The sequence below is a fragment of the Citromicrobium bathyomarinum genome (assembly GCF_038594485.1).
GTDB classification, from domain to species: Bacteria; Pseudomonadota; Alphaproteobacteria; order Sphingomonadales; family Sphingomonadaceae; genus Alteriqipengyuania; species Alteriqipengyuania bathyomarina_A.
This window is the reverse complement of the sequence record NZ_JBCFZG010000002.1, coordinates 15,293-32,309: the sequence shown is the minus strand read 5'-3', so window position 1 is coordinate 32,309 and position 17,017 is coordinate 15,293. Positions and strand designations below refer to the sequence as shown.

16 protein-coding genes are annotated in these 17,017 nt (G+C 65.6%); all 16 read right to left on the bottom strand.

The window, feature by feature from the left end; genetic code table 11:
* From AAG591_RS05365 to AAG591_RS05290, 16 genes are read right to left on the bottom strand one after another with little or no spacing between them, the layout of a single operon-like run.
* Complete coding sequence (locus AAG591_RS05365; RefSeq protein WP_187336409.1) at window positions 1-2,703, bottom strand: conjugal transfer protein TraG N-terminal domain-containing protein; 2,703 nt, start codon at window positions 2,701-2,703, stop codon at window positions 1-3.
* A gap of 9 nt (window positions 2,704-2,712) precedes the next feature.
* Window positions 2,713-4,149: a conjugal transfer protein TraH gene (locus tag AAG591_RS05360; RefSeq protein ID WP_187336408.1), complete on the bottom strand. Its 1,437-nt coding sequence runs from the start codon at window positions 4,147-4,149 to the stop codon at window positions 2,713-2,715.
* Complete coding sequence (locus AAG591_RS05355) at window positions 4,139-4,951, bottom strand: conjugal transfer protein TraF (RefSeq protein WP_187336407.1); 813 nt, start codon at window positions 4,949-4,951, stop codon at window positions 4,139-4,141. Before AAG591_RS05355 ends, AAG591_RS05360 begins: the two co-directional genes overlap by 11 nt.
* Window positions 4,948-6,672 (bottom strand): conjugal transfer protein TraN, encoded by a 1,725-nt coding sequence (locus tag AAG591_RS05350; protein WP_342530000.1) that lies wholly within the window; start codon window positions 6,670-6,672, stop codon window positions 4,948-4,950. Before AAG591_RS05350 ends, AAG591_RS05355 begins: the two co-directional genes overlap by 4 nt.
* Complete coding sequence (gene trbC, locus AAG591_RS05345; RefSeq protein WP_187336405.1) at window positions 6,669-7,424, bottom strand: type-F conjugative transfer system pilin assembly protein TrbC; 756 nt, start codon at window positions 7,422-7,424, stop codon at window positions 6,669-6,671. The genes AAG591_RS05350 and trbC overlap by 4 nt, the downstream gene beginning before the upstream one ends.
* Window positions 7,421-8,434, bottom strand: coding sequence for a conjugal transfer pilus assembly protein TraU (traU, locus tag AAG591_RS05340; RefSeq protein ID WP_187336404.1), 1,014 nt, complete (start codon window positions 8,432-8,434; stop codon window positions 7,421-7,423). Before traU ends, trbC begins: the two co-directional genes overlap by 4 nt.
* Window positions 8,431-9,063 carry a type-F conjugative transfer system protein TraW gene (gene traW, locus AAG591_RS05335; protein ID WP_187336403.1) on the bottom strand — a complete coding sequence of 211 codons (633 nt, stop codon included), beginning with the start codon at window positions 9,061-9,063 and terminating at the stop codon, window positions 8,431-8,433. The genes traU and traW overlap by 4 nt, the downstream gene beginning before the upstream one ends.
* Window positions 9,063-9,569 carry a S26 family signal peptidase gene (locus tag AAG591_RS05330; RefSeq protein ID WP_187336402.1) on the bottom strand — a complete coding sequence of 169 codons (507 nt, stop codon included), beginning with the start codon at window positions 9,567-9,569 and terminating at the stop codon, window positions 9,063-9,065. The genes traW and AAG591_RS05330 overlap by 1 nt, the downstream gene beginning before the upstream one ends.
* Complete coding sequence (locus AAG591_RS05325) at window positions 9,566-9,946, bottom strand: type-F conjugative transfer system protein TrbI (RefSeq protein ID WP_011413144.1); 381 nt, start codon at window positions 9,944-9,946, stop codon at window positions 9,566-9,568. The genes AAG591_RS05330 and AAG591_RS05325 overlap by 4 nt, the downstream gene beginning before the upstream one ends.
* Window positions 9,939-10,358 (bottom strand): hypothetical protein, encoded by a 420-nt coding sequence (locus AAG591_RS05320; protein WP_011413145.1) that lies wholly within the window; start codon window positions 10,356-10,358, stop codon window positions 9,939-9,941. Before AAG591_RS05320 ends, AAG591_RS05325 begins: the two co-directional genes overlap by 8 nt.
* The gene (traC, locus tag AAG591_RS05315; RefSeq protein ID WP_011413146.1) at window positions 10,355-12,904 is read right to left on the bottom strand and encodes a type IV secretion system protein TraC; all 2,550 of its coding nucleotides are present in this window, start codon (window positions 12,902-12,904) and stop codon (window positions 10,355-10,357) included. Before traC ends, AAG591_RS05320 begins: the two co-directional genes overlap by 4 nt.
* Complete coding sequence (locus AAG591_RS05310) at window positions 12,901-13,515, bottom strand: hypothetical protein (RefSeq protein WP_011413147.1); 615 nt, start codon at window positions 13,513-13,515, stop codon at window positions 12,901-12,903. The genes traC and AAG591_RS05310 overlap by 4 nt, the downstream gene beginning before the upstream one ends.
* A complete protein-coding gene (locus AAG591_RS05305) occupies window positions 13,512-14,381 on the bottom strand; it encodes a DsbC family protein (protein ID WP_011413148.1) in 870 nt (289 codons plus the stop codon). Before AAG591_RS05305 ends, AAG591_RS05310 begins: the two co-directional genes overlap by 4 nt.
* Window positions 14,378-15,685, bottom strand: a complete 1,308-nt coding sequence (locus AAG591_RS05300) for a TraB/VirB10 family protein (protein WP_342529998.1) — start codon at window positions 15,683-15,685, stop codon at window positions 14,378-14,380. Before AAG591_RS05300 ends, AAG591_RS05305 begins: the two co-directional genes overlap by 4 nt.
* Window positions 15,685-16,440, bottom strand: a complete 756-nt coding sequence (locus tag AAG591_RS05295; protein WP_187336395.1) for a type-F conjugative transfer system secretin TraK — start codon at window positions 16,438-16,440, stop codon at window positions 15,685-15,687. Before AAG591_RS05295 ends, AAG591_RS05300 begins: the two co-directional genes overlap by 1 nt.
* Window positions 16,437-17,006 carry a type IV conjugative transfer system protein TraE gene (locus AAG591_RS05290; protein ID WP_187336394.1) on the bottom strand — a complete coding sequence of 190 codons (570 nt, stop codon included), beginning with the start codon at window positions 17,004-17,006 and terminating at the stop codon, window positions 16,437-16,439. The genes AAG591_RS05295 and AAG591_RS05290 overlap by 4 nt, the downstream gene beginning before the upstream one ends.
* Window positions 17,007-17,017 lie beyond the last annotated feature (11 nt).

The following is a 17,017-nucleotide window of genomic DNA, read 5'->3' as shown; positions in this document are numbered from 1 at the left end:
CTACCATTCCTTCACGTCATCGGCCGCTTCGGCCGAGGCTCCCTTGGCATCGCGGGTCTTGCCGTCGAGGTATCCTTTCACGGTCCCGACCCGCCGTTCCCCTTGCTGCTGAACCCTATCGACATCGCGGGCGATGTCCTCGCGATCGCTTGAGGGGGCGCCAAGGCTTCCTGGTACCCCGCCGAGCCGTACCGATCCCCGCACGCCATTTGCGCTGCCCACCGAAGGTCGAGCGACGGGCGCAAAGGGCGGCAGTACAAGGTCTTCCGCTATCTCGGCGTTGAGCTGGTCCGCATAGCTTGCGACGAACCGCGCCTGGAGCTGCTGGCCCCGCGCACTCAACTGGAAGTCGATGTCGTCGAAGCGCACTGGCCCGTAGTAATCCCGATTGGCGTCGATCTCGGCCATGCCCCATTCGCGATAGGCTTGGCTGAGATTGAGCGTGCCTGCGGCATTGGCACTCTCGTACCAGCTTGCCTGGTTCTCAAGACGGCTGGCGATCTCCTCGGCGCGGCGCGCTTCGCGGGTATAGCTCTGCGCTTCGGTGATCGACTTGGTGATGCCGGCCGAGCTGCTCGAAACCAGCGCTTCGGAGCTTGAGCTTGTCTCGCGGAGGAATCCTTCGCGCGTGCTCGACCAGCTGCGACTGTCCGAGATCTGGCGCAGCGCGCCCGTTATGCGCGAGCGGTCCTCTGAGGCGATGCCGATATCGCTATCGGTCCAGCTCTGGTTACGACCGCCGCCGAGCCCAAGTGTTCCCTTGGTTCCCTTTCGCTCCACCTTTCCTTCGATCCCTGCGTTTCCGTTGAGGAACCACGACACAGTGATGTCGTCGGCGGCACGGCGCGACAGCCCGAATTGCTGCTGCAGAGTCTTCGAGGCGTTGTCGACCTCGCTGAACGCGCTGCCGATGCTGTTGCTGGTCGAGGTCCCGCTGACACTCTCGTTCGAACGCGAACGCGTGTAGGCATCGCGCAGTTCACTGAACCTTGTAACCGCCGAACTGGTCGACTGCTGGGCAAGATTGGAGAAGGTCTCGCTTTGCCCCCGGCTCTGGCTCGCCATGGTCGCGAGTCTGCTCGAGAAGTCCTGCCCGAGCGTCGGCGTGAACGGGTAGCTCGAGGTCGGCACGGTCGCGAACTCGGCCTGCGGAAAGTTCGTCGTCTGCGTGCCGTTGTCGGCAAACTCGCGCGATTGCGATGCGCCATAGGCGATGTTTGGCGCAAGGCTCGCCTGTGCAAACTGGCGCGAGAAGACGTTCGAGTTCTCGAAACTGGTGTTCCCGAACGAGAGATTGCCCGTGCTCGCCTCGCGGGCCGCTTCCTCGGCGGCATTCTGGCTCGGGTTAAGGTAGCTTGTCGCCTGGCCCGAGATGGCCATGGCTCCGCGCGCGACCCCGCCGGCAAGGAATGGGATCGAGGCGACGAGATAACCTGCGAGAATACCGATATCGTTGTTGACGTCGGTCATGCCGGAGAAGGTCGCGAGGGTCAGCCCGCTCGCGCCGCCCGCTGCCGCCACATCGCCTGCGCCTTTGAGCATCAGGATCATGTGGAGGATGACGAAGAGCGGTCCCCAGGCGGCGAGATAGAAGAAGCCCGTGACATAGCCCCTCAGCGCGATCGGCCCGGTCCTGGGCATCAGGAACAGCGGGAAAAGGACGGGAAAGAGCGCGTAGAAGACGACCGTCAGCACGACGTTGAGGATTGGCACCCATTTCATCGCATTTTGCGCGATCGAGGAATACGTTCGCTCGGTCTGGATATCGGCGCGGGTCTGCGCGAATACATCGACGCTCGACGCGCCGCTCGCTCCGGCAAAGCCGTGCATTGCCTGGTTCATCGCGTTGATAGTGAGGACCTGGCGAAAAATGCTGCTCGCGTCCTTCGAGACCCCGGTTAGATACTGGTAGGCGATGGGAAGATCGGCGATGAGCTTGGCCTTGGCGAGCGCTTCGGTCTGCTTGGGATAGAGCTGACGGCCGGCAACGAGCGTCATTTCGTCGATCATTCCAGCCCACTGGTTCGAGAGCGCGTTGTAGGCCTCGCGGCAGGTGACGATCGACGCAGTGACGCTGTCATCGGCTTCGCGGGTGAGGAACTTCTGCGCGCGCGCTGCGCTCCCAGGCGCAATGGTCGCCCAGATGTCATTGCTCTCGGACAATTCCTTCATCGAGTAGCGGCCGAGCAGCAGGTCGTAGAATACGCATTGGCGGACATGTTCGTCGAAATTGGCGGCGAACTCGGGATCGGCGATCCGCAAGCTCCTGGTCGCTTCGAGAAGGCGCGCGCCGTAAATCATGCCGTTCTTCGAATAGTTGAGATCGTCGGGCAGCCCGAACACGGTCTCGGCCGAACGCGTCAAATAGTCGCCCGCCTGGCTGGTGAAGCTCGCCATCAGCGCGAGCCCGAGCGGGACATTCGCGACCGTGGACGGAGCAAGGCTCGGATTGACGCGATCTGTGACCTGGACGTCCATCCGCGGCACCATCAGGCACATATAGATGAGCGTCGCTCCGAGGAACCAGTTGAGCCAGGCGCGCCAGTCCTGGTGGAACGCCACCACGATCACCGCGAGCGCGAACCCCATCACCAGCGCGACCTGGATCAGGCTCTTGTAGCCCCCGGCACCTGTCCAGGCGGCAACGGCGTTCAGGACGTTGACGATGTACTCGCCGCCGCCGGTGGTGAAGATCTCGACCATGTGCGCGCCTCAGGGGACGATCGAGCGCGACTGGAGCCCGCGCGACCAGTCGAGTGCGGCGGACATCGAAGGCGACATCGAGGCGGCGAGCGCGTTCTCGATCATCGCGGTCTTCTCGATGATCTGCATGATCGCCGAGACCTTGGCCTGTCCGGTCGCCTGCCGCTGGACGAGGCCCGAGCGCACGTCGGCGACCTGGCCGCGCCAGATCGCGAGTTTGGCTTCGTCGGCGGCGATGAAGCTTGCCATCGAGCGCCCGGCTTCGGACACGATCCGGTCGAGGATGGCATAGAGGAGGTCGATGCTGGCGATCTCGGCGAGCGTGTCGCGGTCGTCGGTCGGCATGCCGCGGCCGTAGGCGGCCTGGACGGTGAGAATCTTGTACAAGGGGACCGAGGCCACCTGCAGCAGTTCCTTCTCGGCATTGCCGATCGCGGTGTCGGCGCGGATCGCATCGACCATATTGCCGATCAGCTGCGCGACGCGTGGGCGGATCGCCTTGGCGTTGGAAAGGCTCATCTGCTCAAAGGTCGGATTGAGGCAAAGGTCAGTCTCGTCGCAGCGGAACACCCTGACCGTCTGGCCTTGCGTCCCGTCGAGCAGCGCGCTCACCAGGGTGGATGAGGCATCGCCGGCGAAAGGCACGAACTTGCCTGCCTCGTCGTCCTTGGGTGGCACGTAGATCACCGTGCCGATGAGCGTCATCGCATATTCGGCAAGCTCGCGGTCGAAGGTCCCGCCGGGATTGAAGAAGGCGCTCTTCTTGAGAACGTGCCAGGTGTAGTTGCGCGCCACGCCCAGATTGACGTCTGCATAATCGGTGCCGGCGCCTTCATTGGTCGAAGCGCGCTGGCCGCGCGTTCCGCAACCATGCTTGGCTGCGGCATAGTCGGTGAAGATGCCTTCGGAATTGCCGATCGCTTCGCAAATTGCCTTGTCGGCGAGATCGCCCTTGGGCCACAGGCCTCCAACCAGCCCCTGCGCCATCTCGCAGGAGTTGATCGAGAGATTATTCATGAGCTGAGCCTTCTGGCTGAACTCCTGCATGATCTTGTTGCACTCGGGGCAAACGGTATCGATCGCGAGGCTGAAGGCGAAACCGACCGCGTTGTTGGCCACCGCTTTCAACAGCGCGACCATCTCGCTTGCATTGATGAACGAGAAAGACCCGGCGAAGATATCGATCCCGCCGCAGCCCGCGCGGGCGCGTGGCAGCTGGAGATTGGCCAAATTGGTCGTTTTCTGGGGGAAGCGCGTCCAGACGTTGCCGAGGCTGTAGTAGCCCGCCGACTGGCCTTCGAAGGCGGTCGGGCCGGTCACGTTCGCCGCCGCGCCCATGTCGTCCATGAAGCGGTCCATGCTGTCGCCGACGTTGGCAGCAAGCGGGGACGCGACCATGCTGGCCGCGGCGAGGGTCAGTGTCGCATTGCGGATGCTAGTAATCATGTCCGGCTTCCTTCGAGGTGAGGAGGTAGATGCGGTCCTGGAGCTCGTCGGCCGAGAGCACGCCGTAACCGATCGGGATCGGGCGTTTGGTCACGCTGTCCCACAGCACCAGCGCCGGGGTGGCCTTGCCTTCAAGACCGAGCCTGGCGCGCTGGTTCGTTTCGACCTTGTAGTCCGGGAAATGGCGCGAGGGACCGCCATCGGTCGAGATCGCGCGTACGGTGATGCGCCAGCGATCAGCGACGCCCTTCACGATCGGGCTCATCACCTCGCAGGGAGCGCAGGTCGAACTGTAAAAATAGAACAGGCCGTAGCGCTGCGACAGCCGTGCCATGACGCTGTCGCGCTCGGCGCTACGCGCATCCTGCCATTGTTTCTTGGCGAGCGCGCCGACCGGCCGCTCGAGCGTGTAGTCGAGTTCGGGGTCCTGCCAGATCGCGCGCTGCCAGACATCGGAGAAGAGCGAGGCGCGGTCGAGCTGTGCGCGCTGGAAGCGGATATAGGCCGCGACATTGGCTTCGGTTGGATAGAGGATTGCGCGCGCCTTCAGCTCGCGCAGCTCGGACGTGATCACATCGAGTTCCTGGGTCGCCGCGACCGGCTCGATTTCGGGCTGTTGCGTTTCTTCCGCGGGAGCGGTTTTGACGCAGTAGAACCAGTAGCCGAGCCTACGCTCCTCGCAGTAGAGCGCGTCTGAAGTGGTGGTCGATGGAGCGTCCTGCCGTTCCTGGGCCAAGGCCGAAGCGGCGGGGAAAGCGGCGAAGCCGAGCGCGAGCGCCGCCATGCGATTGAAATGGGTCATTGGCCGCCCCTTGCGTAATAATCGGCGATCTTCTGCTGGATGAGCACGCTGGTTTCGAGTTCGTCGGGGAGCCGCGCGGCATCGGTGAACTCGGCATAGACTTCGCTGAAATCCATCCGGCTCAAATCGAGCCGGGCGAACTCTTCGAGGGTGAACCCCTCGCACTGCTCTTCCTTGGGCTTGTCCCACGGCTTGGGCAGTTGCTTGCGCCCCTGTTCCTGCAGGATGCGCGACAGCTTGCTCTCGAAGCAGCAATAGACCTTCTTCTTGGTCAGGCAGACGCCGAGGAACTTGTCCGAGCAATAGGTCCCGACATAGGCGCACAGGCCCTGCGCATCGCGCTGGTGGAGCAGCACTTCCTCGCGGTCGCAGCCGAGCGCGACGAGCAGGCTGATCCCCGGAATGAGCGGGAAACCCTTGCCCTTGCAACAATTGAGCACGCCGAAGACCTTGGACGAGCAGGTGTTGCGCGTGCCGCGGAACAGGGTCAGCGTGTTTGGATCGAACTGGCCGCGCGCCTCGTCCATCGCATGCAACGCGACCGCGGCATCCTTGAACTCGTCGTTCGCGGTGCGCTCGATCGTCTCGCAGCTGCCATCGATGCAGTAGACATCGCCGTCGCAGACATATTGCCTGGTGCTATCGGTTTCGGGGAGCGGGCATTCGTAGATGCGCTCCCAGGTCTCGCACGGGACTTCGTCGGTGAGGCATTCCTCGCGCAAGAAACGGCAGGTGCCCTGGCTCTCGATATCCGAGCAGTCGGTCGCCGCTTCGCGCGCGGTGCAGGCGTAGCTGCGTTGCCATTCCCAGCAGGGCCGTGTCACCGGGACGCCGTTCACGATACGGGTCTGCGGATCGGCGTCAGTGCAGATCTCGGTATCGAGCGTGCAGTCGCCATTGTCGGCAAAGCCTGAGCACTGGCTCTCGTCGGGCGTTGTCGTGACCCTGGTCGCAGTGGTGACCATATAGGGTGTCTGCCCCGGCACTTCTTCGTCGCAGGTGAGTTCGGTGATCGGATCGCCCGGCTCGGAACACCACGGCGGGCCGCCCGAGGAACTCCACTGCAGGCAGGTGTCGCGCCGACCCGTCACGCGGCAGGAATAGCCGTCGAACCCCGCGCATTCGGGCTCGCCCGAGCCGTTGAAATCGCCGAAGCGATTGCAAAGGTAGTGGTACTGCGGAAGCTGGCTCACTGTTGCTAATAGCGGTACCGCGCACTGGCCCGCCGACTGGTCGATCCTTGTTCCGGTGTTGCAGGTCGCGGTGAAGGTCCCGGCCGAGCCCGATCCGGGAGGCAGCGGGACGCAGCTTCCCTGGTCCCCCGAGATCGCCATGCCGCTGGTGTAGTCGAGCGGAGCCTCGTTGATCGCAAGGCTGCGCGCGATGACGTCCTCGATCTCGCTGGGATCGAAGCGTGCGCGGTTGGCTAGGCTGTCGCGCATCGCGCGGTAGCCCTGGTGGCCGCTCGCCGCTGTTGCCGCATTGCTTTCGATCCGGTCGGGATCCTCGGCAAGCGTCTCGAGCCCCCGGACCGCGTTGCGATCGTAGTTGGGGAGGGTCGCAGCGTTCGGCTGTTGCTGCGCCGCCTGCTGGGCTTCGCCGCGCAGGCTCTCGGCAAAGGCCTTGCCGTCGGCCTTCGCTTCCTGCTGCTGGGCTGTAGCGCTCGCGGTGAGGAGGAGCGCCGCGAAAGCGGTCGTCGCGAAGTTGAGCGGGTGTTTCATGGTCGCTGCTCCCTCAGGCGGGCGAGGTGGAGACGGGCAAGCTGCGCGCCCGGGCCACCGCCATCAGCGAAGGTCTCGAGCGCGTCCTCGACGCTGACATTGCCCGCGAGCCGGTCGTGCGGCGGCAATGTGTCGGTGCAATCGAACCCGTCGCAGGGGCTGAAATCGCTCGCGATCATCACGAAGCTCGGCGCGACGCCGATATCGAAGGCGCGGAACAGCCGCGGATCGATTCCGAGCGCGCCGGCCTCGCTGCCATCGCGCCAGATCGCTGCGAGCCGCTTCTTGAAGGCGGCGCTGTCGCCTTGCGGAAAACCGCGCAGCACGGTGACCCCGCCGGCGCGGGTGACGTCGCGGACCAGCGCCTTGAGCGATGGTTCGGGCATCGACAGCGAAGCGAAGGCGATGAAGCGCGGCGCATCGCCCATGGCCGCGACCTCGGCGTCGGCTGCGCTGCGGATCATGCCGTCGAGATCGAGCGGACCGGCGCTGGACGTCGCTTGCGCATCCTTCGCATAGGCGGCGCGGTTGTCGAGTGCCGCCTGCTGCGTGGTGCGTGCGTCCTCGGCCAGCGTGTCGGCTCTGGTCCTGACCGAGGTCGCGAGCGCTTCGGCGTCCTGGGCATGCTCGCTCGCGCGCGCCCGGACCTGGGCAAGGTTGAGATCGGGCGGAGTATCCTGCGCCGATGCGGCAGCGAAGGCAGCGGCAGTTGCCAGGCTGATGAGGACGAGGAGAGGGAAGGCGTTTCTCATAGCGCGCAGCAATTCCTCTTGCGCCAGACGAGGTATCCCATGTCTTCGCCGATGGCGGGGATGACCTGTCCGGGGGACTGGAAGGTGGTGGAGGCACCGACGGGCGGGCAGGCGTAGCGGCCCTTGGTCGCCGGATTGGGGTTGGTGGCCTGGAAGCGGTATTGCTGCTTCCTCATCACCGGCATGAGGTACTTGCCGCACAGGCCCTTGGAGCCCATCGTTCCCCACGAGACGAGCTCGCGGTGGAGCTTGTAGGCGAAGCGCGAGAGCACGAGCCGCGAGGCCTGGACGTGGCCTATGCTGGCCGAGACATTGCCGTTCATCGGGTACATCGAACCCTGGCAGCCCGCGCACCAGAACATCTCGTCAAGCGGCAGGTTCGCAGTCGATGCGGCGCAATCCGCCGCGCAGGCGGCGAGCGCCAGCGGGTTGGCGAAGAGCACGGCCTCGGGGTTGATGATCGCGGTGAGTTCGGAATCCTGCCACAGCGGATCGATCTCGGAGATGTAGAGAATGTCGATCGAACCCGGCTCGAGGCAAAGGAAATCGGCGACGATCTCCATCCAGTAGATCAGCGGATAGGCGTACCAATGAACGTGCCAGCTCGAATAATACTGGCTCGCGCCGCCCACCGCCGAGGGCCCCGAGATCGAGCGGAAGCCGATATCGAAGCCCGGATCGAGCTTCATCCCGCCAAGGTTGACGAAGCACCACGGCTTCATGCTGACATCGGCAAGCCGGACGGGCTCCCAGAAGCCCATCGCTATGCCGGGCCGAAGACCGCAGAGGCAGAGCGGGAAATCGGGGTTGTCGGGATCGGGCCGATTGCTCGGCCAGATCTCGAGCCCGCCGACCGAGATCGGGAAGAGGCACGACCAGCAGATGTCGGTGATCGGGTTGACGAACTGCCCGGTACATTTGCCCGGCCCGGCATCGGCCGAGGCGGGCGAGGCAAGCGCAAGCGAAAGCGCTGCCGTGAACAGCACGAGGAAGGCGCGGATGCTGTTCATGGCCGTGACTTTCGGGGAGGCAGCGCGATCTCGCTTATCTCGAGCATTCGCCCATTCTGGCGCACAAGCGCGGGGACGGCCCTGATGCCGAATTTCTCGCTGAGTTTGCCGCCCTGGTCGAAATAGAACCTTCGCTGGCGGGCCTTCATCAGCTCAAGCGGCGCGCCCTTCACGAGGATCAGCTTGGCATTGGCCTCTTGCCTGAGTGCCCAGGCGATCTGCGCAGGATCGTCGCCATCGAAAAACAGGAGGTCGCCGCGCAGCTTGACGCTGTCGAGCGGGTTGACGCGTGTTCCAGCCGCATGGATCAGCTCGCCCTTGGCCCCGCGGACATCGGCGGCAAGCGTGATCGTCGGATCGAAGGGCCAGCTGCGACTTTCATGCGCGCGAATGAGACCGACAACCGGATCGGGCCGGTTGACCCGCGCAATGGTCCGACGTTTCAATTCCTGGTTCAGCCGCGCAGTCTCTCCCGACTTTTCCATCTGCGCGAGGCGAGTATGGATCTGTTCGAGGAGGTCGCGCTCGATCACCGGAAACATCGCGCCGCGTTGGCCGTAGTCGCGTGCCTGCACGCTGGCCGGGAGCGCAAGGAGGAGAGGCACGCCAAGCGGAAGAAGGGAGCGCATCACAGGATCGCCCTCCCGCTACCTAGGATCTGTCCACGGCAGACAAAGCCGATTTCGCCGTAGCGACTGTCGAGCCCGCGTGGATGGCTGGTGCCGGTATAGTAGCAGCCCTGAGGGATCATGCCTTCGGGGCCCCGCGTGAGCGGAATACCGAGGCGCGTGACCTTGAGCAGGCTCGCAACCTTCCTGCCGTTGATGAAGACCGCGTCGCCCTCGTGGCGCACGACATCGCCCGGCATGCCCAGCACGCGCTTGCCGAACATCTGCGGCCCTTCACCGAAATGTCTTTCGACGAGTTCGCTTCGCGGCGGCTCGAAGAAAATAAGGCTGCCGCGCTGGATCGGTGCCTTCTTGTCGAGCCAGAATGCCCAGTTGGGAAGGCTCGGGCTCGCATTGATGAGAAAGGCGTGGTCCTTGCTAAAGGCATCGAGCGGCACCCAGGCGAGGGGCAACAGGACGAGGCCCGAAAGCAGCAGTGGACGGCGAAGTGAGAAGGGAAGGCTCATGGCTGCTTCTCCCCGGCGAGCTCGTCCGCAATGCGCCGTTCGAGTTCGGGGGTCGCATCTTCGGCTGCCCCGGCGAGCACTGCCTCGGCGACGAGCACCACGCGGCCGTCGCGGCCCATGTCTGCGACTGCTGCCTCGGCGGCCTTGAGATAGGCAAGGCTCGCAGCCTGGACGACCGCCGGATCGGCATCGGCGCGCGCGGCCTCCTCAACGAATGTGCCGATGGTCTCGGCGAGCCGGACAGTGACGATCCGCTGCTTGGGGGAGCTGGTGACCTGCTGGGTAAGCCATGCGCCCCACAGCAGCGCGGCAACAAGCACCGCTACGGCGAGGAGTTTCGGGCCTAGCTGGCGAAGCGGGAGGTTCAGTCTATCCATGGCGGGGATATCCCTCGTTGTTTTGGCGGCAAAGGCGGCGGTCGAGGCGGCGCAGGAAGCTTGGCAGCCGCAGCAGCGCGAGCCCGCCAGCGGAGCTGAGGAAGGCGATCTGGAGGTCCTGCGCGAAGAGGTGCCGCGCGATCGGCTCGGCAGTGCGGTAGTGATCGGCGAGGTTGCCGAGCTGCGCGAACAGCGCCGTGAGGTCCCAGCCGGCGATGAGTAGAAAAACGAAAAGCGGCAGACCGAGGACCAGCAGCAGCGTGCTCACAGCGAAGCCTGCTGCTTCGAGGAGGACGAGGCAGGTGCCCTGGAACAGCGCGAGCCAGTTTACGGCGCGATGCTTTTCGCGGGCGCGTTTGGCAGTCGGAAGCGGCACGCGGTCGACGAGCGTGGTGGTCTCGAGCACCATCATGCGCCTCCTTCCACGCCGGCGACGAGCGCGACCGCGCGTTCGAGCGGCATGCCGCTTTCGACATGGCGGCGGATCGCGGCATAGGTGTCGGGATCGGAGGAGAAGATCGTCGCCGAGAGCGGATCGAGCACGAGCCGCCCGACGGCTTCAACCTCGGGACCCTTCAGGTAGATCTCGCTGTATTCACTGCCCGAGCGCTTGAGGCTGCGGATCAGCGTTTCGGTGCGGTCGTCCATGTCGAGCCGGGCTTCCTTGCGGAAATCGGCAATGGTCTCGGGCTTCTGCTGGAGCACCAGCATCCAGTCGCTGTTCTCGAGCGCGGCGCGCGCGCCATCGGACTTGTAATAGTCATTGAGCGACTGGGTGGCGGTGGCGAGCGCGCCGCCATATTTGCGTGCGGTGCGGGCGTAGGTCTCGACGAACTCGCCCATCGAGCCGCCCTTGAGCATCGCCCAGGCTTCATCGATCAGCAGCAGTTTCTTGGTGCTGCGCGAACTCCGCGTCATCGCCTGGCCGGTCATAAACATGATCGCCGAAAGGACGACGCTTCGCAGTTCCTCGCGGCTCGCGAGATCGCTCATCTCGAAGACGGTGAAATCGTCCTCAAGCGCGAAACTCGCCTTGCCGGAAAAGAACCCGGCATAGCTGCCACCGCGGCAGAAGGGCGCGATCGCAGTCGCCAAATCCTTGCCCGCCTCGTTCTCGCTTTGATGGAGTGTATGTGCGACATCGTCGATCGCGCCGCCGCTGCCGAGCGCTTCCCAGACCTGCGTCACTGCCCGGTCGATGAGGCCGCGCTCGGTGTCCAAGGGGGCTGCACTCGGCCGTGCCATCTGGCCAACGATTGCCTTGATCATGGCGAAGCAGTCGAGGCGGTAATCCTCGTCTTCGTGCGCGCGGGCATCGTCGACCATCGAGAATGGGTTCAGGGAAAAGCCCGAGGCGAGCGTGAACTCGACGAAGCGTCCGCCCTGCAGTTTGACCGAGTGCTCGAAGCTGCGCCCGTCGTCGATCACCACGACCTTGGCGCCCGCACCGCGGAGCGCTGTGCAGAGCTCCTGCAGCAGTACCGACTTGCCCGAGCCCGACTTGCCGCAGATCGCTATATTGTGATTGCCGGCAGTGTTTTCGAATGGCGACCACCAGAAGGGCTGGCCGCGTCGTCCCAGGAGCAGCAGATGCGGGATTGCGCCGCCGAGATACTCGCCCTGCAGCGGGGCGATGTTCGCCGCGGTGGTCGAGAGCATGGTGCGGAAGCGCTTAAGGCGCGCAAGGTCGTGGACCAGCCCGTCGGCAAGGCTCAGCGGGAAGGCCGCGACGAGACCCTGCAACTGGAGGAAACGTTCGTCGGCGAGGTCCCAACCGGCGGCCTTGTAGATCGCCTTGACCGTGCGTTCGTGCGCGTCGCCATCCCCCAACGGCGAGATGGTGGTGAGTCCGTAGAACAACTTGACCAGCTTCTTGCCCGCCTGGAGCTCGGCCTGGACATGCTTCCATTCGGCCGATTGCTCAGAAAGCCTCGGCAGGAAGCGCGCGCTCCTGGTCTCCGACAGGCTGGTAGTGCGCATGAACTTGTAGCCTGCGCGCGCCGAGGCCGCTTCCTGGTCGGGATAGTGGAGGCACAACATGGTCGCGGCGGGACAGGGAAAGCGCAGCTTGTCGGTGAACATGTCGCCGATGAGCCGCGCGCATTCCCACGGTGCCCAGCGCTCGGGGGTCGAACGAACGCCGTAATGGCGCACGTCGAAGCGGTCGGGATAGCAGGTGCCCATCTGGGGAATACCGTCGCGGCTGCGTCCGGTCTCGCGGAACCGCTCGGTCCGGAGGATCAGCCGGTCGTCCTCGACCTCAAGTTCTATATCGCGGCGGATCGCCTGGACGTCGAGCGTGTCCTCGCGGTTCCAGTGCGTAAGATCGAGCTCGCGCGCGGTGGTCGGCGAGGTCAGCTCGTCGATCAGCGCGAGAAGTCCGGCCGGTTCGAGCCGGTTGGAGGCAAGACCCAGCGAATTGAGCATCCCTGCCATCCCGTCGCGGCATTCGGTCAGCTCGGCGTCGGTGACGCTCCCGGGCACGGGAACGCCGAGCGACAACACGAGGCGGACATGGCGCGCGTGGAACGGCGCATGCGCCGAGCCCGAATGCCAGACGAGGTCGTAGAGGCGGTTGGTCCGCGCCTTGGCGATGGCTTCGTAGATCCCGCCCTGCTCGTAGCGCGGACCGAACCAGGGTCCGACGATCGCTCCGATCCGGGGGGAAGCGAAGTTCAGGACCTGCAAGCAGGCGCCCTGCGGCAGGCTCTCGGAGAAGAACTGCCCGAGGATTTCGCCGGTGCGTTCGTCCGCCCCGATCAGCGGGGTCACTTCGAGCACGAAGCCCTTCGAATGCGCGTTGCGATAGAGACCCGGCCCTTCATCGTACACGCGGTAGGGGAGCCAGTCCGAGAGCATGTCGAGCGCGAAGCTCGGCCGGGCATGGTCGGCCTGCCGCGCATCGCCGAACAGGCCGGAGAGCAGCGCGTCGCGCGCCGAGGCGAGCGAACGGTTCATTGGCTCTCTCCTTCGGGTTCGCCAGGCGAAAGGGGGTGGGGCACCCAGCCGGGGGAGGGGAGACGGCCAGGTGCCCCGGTGACCGGCGCCGGAACGCCGGGCTGCGCTTCCGGGGCCTGGGAGGGGATAACCAGGACATCCGGAAGCTGCAGGGGAAGGGGATTGAAGACAGGCGCGTTCTGCGGGTCTGTCGGCGGCGGCGGGGTCTGCGCATCGTTGCCCGCGCGTCCGAGCGCGCGGAGCACTTCGCCTCTCGAGCGCGGGGCATGCCAGCTCTCCGCAGGATGATCGGGCAGCGCGACATGAACCACGCGCGCTTCGTGGTCCCGGCCCGCCGCGTCGCGATAGGCGGCGATGACGATCCGGAGCGAGCGGGCGTCCGCCTGGCGCGGACCAGCGAGCGAGGGTGGCTGACTGGTTGCAGCGCGCGATGCCATGCCGGTGCCAGCTTCGCCGATCGCCGCGCTGTCGATCAGCGTGGTGGGCGCGCAGCTGCCTTCGGGCGCGCGGCAGTCGAAATCGCCTTTGACATTGCCGCCAAGCGTGGCGCATCCGGCAATGCTCGCAGCGAGGCTGGCGGCTGAAATTGCCCGGAAGTGACGCCCGCTCATTGCCCTGCTCCGGCGCGCTGGTTGGCGAAGCGGTTGAGCGTTGCAGCATCACGATAGCCGTGCATCACCGCGCCATCGCTTGCGCGCACGATCACCGGGGTCCCGGCAAAGCCATTGGCCTTGGCAAAGGCCTCGTTGGCGTCGAGCGCGCGGATGGCCTTGCAGCTGGCGGGACGCGGCACGTGCTTGCCGGTATAGGCAGCGTGCAGCGCCGCGACCGGATCGCTGGCGCACAGGACGCTTTCAGAGAGGCGCCGGCTCGCCGCGCCGAAGATCGAGATCGGTCGCTCCTCGACCAGTACGCCCGCCTGCTCGAGTGCGCCGGTGAGCTTCTTGCAGTAGCCGCACTGGAAATCGGAGAAGACCACGAGCCGCGGCCCCTTGGGATTGCCCCAGCGGATCGCGCCCTCATGAGGGAGCTGCGAGAGGTCGACCTTTGTCTTGGCGGGTGCGGGCGCGGCTTCGCTGTGCGAGGCTTCGGCGCGGCCCGCAGCGCGCGCGGCTCCGGCGGCGAGCAAGTCGGGATTGAGCTCGAGGAGCCGCGTCGCGGTGACGTCGCGCCGCTCTTCGAGATCGTAGAGCCGTCCGACGAAGAGATAGCGCGCGGCTTCGTCGGTGTAGAACAGCGTCTCGCCCGAGACGACTTCGCACCACGGCGCTAAGCTTGTGCAATCGAGCGCGTCGATCGGAGTTTTCGGGAGCCTGAGCTTGAGCGCCTGGACGACATCGCGGGCAATGGCGGCCTGCGCCGGCATGGCGGTCAGCACGGCAACGCCGCTGGTGAGGAGGGCGGCTGCGCTGGCGGCGGCAAGCGATATGTGCGCGGCGCGGGCTTTCAGGCCCGGCCGGTGGTGGGAGAAATTCATTGGTCTGTGCTCCTGACATGGACGCCGTCGAGAAAGACTATCTCGACCTCGATGCCGGTCGGCATCTCGACGACGGGTTGGTATTGTTCTGCGCGTTCGATGAGGTATTTGCTGACCGTGTCGGCGGCTTCGCCCGCGCCCTGGCCGAAGCCGCCCGCAAGGATGTCGGTCGGCGAGAGCGCCTCGCGCTTGCCGTCGCTGCCGACCTGACCGGCGAAGATGCCGTTGGCGTTGGCAGAGAAGCCGCGTCCGAACCCGCCGACGATCCCGGCGAGCAGCGCCTGGCTGACAAGGCTGCCTTCACGGCTGACGACACGGCCGCGCACGCCCGACTTTCCGGCAAAGGCGATGAACCCCTTGACCTCGCTCACCGCGAAGCGCCCGCCGGGCTGCGCGCAGGTCATCCGCACCAGCTTGACGTAGACCTTCTCGGCCGAGAGATCGCCGCGCGCCGCGCCGTTGACGAGACAGCCGGTGAGGTCGGTCGTCAGCAGGCGATTGCCCCTCAGAACCGAGCGCGCGGGGCCGGTGATGCGCAGCACCACGGGCAGCGGATCGCTCTGGCTGGTGACGCCTGTCGAGGCATCGACCCCGACGATCACGGTTGCCGGCGCGTAGCTGTTGGGCGGCAAATAGTCGCGGCTCGCCTCGAGCAGCAGGGGCGGCGCATTGGCGTCGACCTTCTTGCCTGCCGTGCCGGGCTTCTCACCGCTGAAGCTCAGGAGGCTCGCCTTCGGCTCGGCCATGGGGCCCGCACTTGGATCGAGGGCCGCGGGTGCGGCGCCCGGTGCAGCGCCCAATGCACGGGGATCAAGCGGGGTAGCCGGCGCGACCGGAGGATTGGCGCGCTGGGTCTCGAGTTCGGAGCGCAGCGCCGCGTTCTCGGCCGAGATCGCGTCGATCGCCGCCTGGCCGTCGCTCAACATCCGCGCGTTCTCGCCGCGCAGCGTTTCGAGTTCCTGTTCGATCGAGGCCTTGGGGAGCTGGCTTTCCTGCAGGTCTTTGATCGCCTTGCCTTGCGCATCGAGCCGGTTGCCATAGGTGGCGACAAACTCGCGCTGCGAGAGGTTGCGATTGACCAGTGCGCCGGTCTCGATCGTGGTCGAACCCCCGCCCTCTCCATCCTCCGCGTCGTCACCGCCAAAGATGAACATCGAACCGGCAATGAGTGCGACCCCGCCGATGCCTGCGAGGAGCAGCTTCTGGCGCTGCGCGACGGTCTTGTTCAGGTCGCGTCGGGCTTCCGAACGGCTTTCGTCCCGCGGCTGTTCTGTGGGTGCGGCGCGTGTGTCGGTGTCGGCCATTATTCCAGCCCTCCCTTGGCAAATACGAGGAAGGCCCGGGTGGTCTCGCCGGGGGCGAGCGTGTCTCGGCCAAAGGCAAAGGCGAGCGCGCCTGCGGGCGCTTCGCGTTCGCTCGAAAGTTGGATGGGTTCGGGCCCAAGATTGCGCAGCGTGGAGGCCTGGCCGGTAAGCTCGGCGCCCTCGTATTCGGCGACCTGCTGTACTTCGAGACTGTCGCTACGGCGCGGGCGCGAGAGTTCGGCGCGCGCCCGGAAACCAGGCAGCACGGCATCGCTTGCCATCGCCTCGATCAGCCGGATCGCAGCCTCGTCGCGGGTCGGGGCTTGGCATTCCCATTCGGCAGCGTCGGGCCTCGCCAGCGCGGGGTTGGTGACGAAGAGCTGGCTCGCTTCCTCGCCATCGACCTTGCAGGCGAACTTGTAGACATGGCCCGCGCTGCTGGTGGCGAAGAAGCTGACCTTCGCGCTCGCATATTGCAGCGGCACCGAGACATAGATGTCACCGCGGACCGGCTCGTGGGTCACCTCGAAATCGTTGTAGGGATAGCCGCTCGCCATCTTGGAAACATTGGCGAAACCGTCGTTGACCAGCGCTATACGGGTCAGCGCACCGCGCGCGAGCACGCAGTCGATCGCGGCACCGTCGGCGGCTTCGACGAACTGGTCGGCATGAGCGGCGGTAGCAAAGGCGCAGCTGGCGGCGGCGAGCGCCACGGCGGTCAGCGCGGCAGGGAAGGGGCGGGCAAGGAGACTCATTGGTCTTCCTCCTCGTTCTCATTGGGAAGCTGGCGGAAGCCGGTGAGGCCGAGGCTGAGGCCGCGGCGCTTCCAGCTGAATGCGAAGCTGCGCTGCTGGCTCGCGATCACCTGTGCGCCCACGAAGGTCTTGAGCGTGCCGGTGACGACGGCGGTAAGCGCCTGCGGGTCGACCTCCATTCGCGAAATCACGAAGGCCTGGCTGATGTCCGACCCGCGCTGTTCCTCGACGATCTTGACGAGCTCGGCCTTGAGGCGTCCGTGCGCGGCCGGATCGGCCACTTTCAGGACCTGCTCCATCCAGTAGTCGAGGCTTTCGGGCGCGCGGTTGAGCAGCATCAGCGCCGTGTCGCGGGTGACGAGCTCGAGGTAGTACGCATCGGTTGCATCGCTCCCGAGCGTCAGGCGCTCGGATGTGACGGGGACGAGGATCACAGACTCTTCGCGCGTTGTCGCAGCGCCAACGGCGAGCAGGCTTGTAAGGCCCAGCACGGCGGCGAGCGCGGCGAAGCGGTTGCGTTGGCGCAAGTGCCGCTGCGCTTCCTCGTATGCGAATTCGTGTTTCATGGATGTCCTCC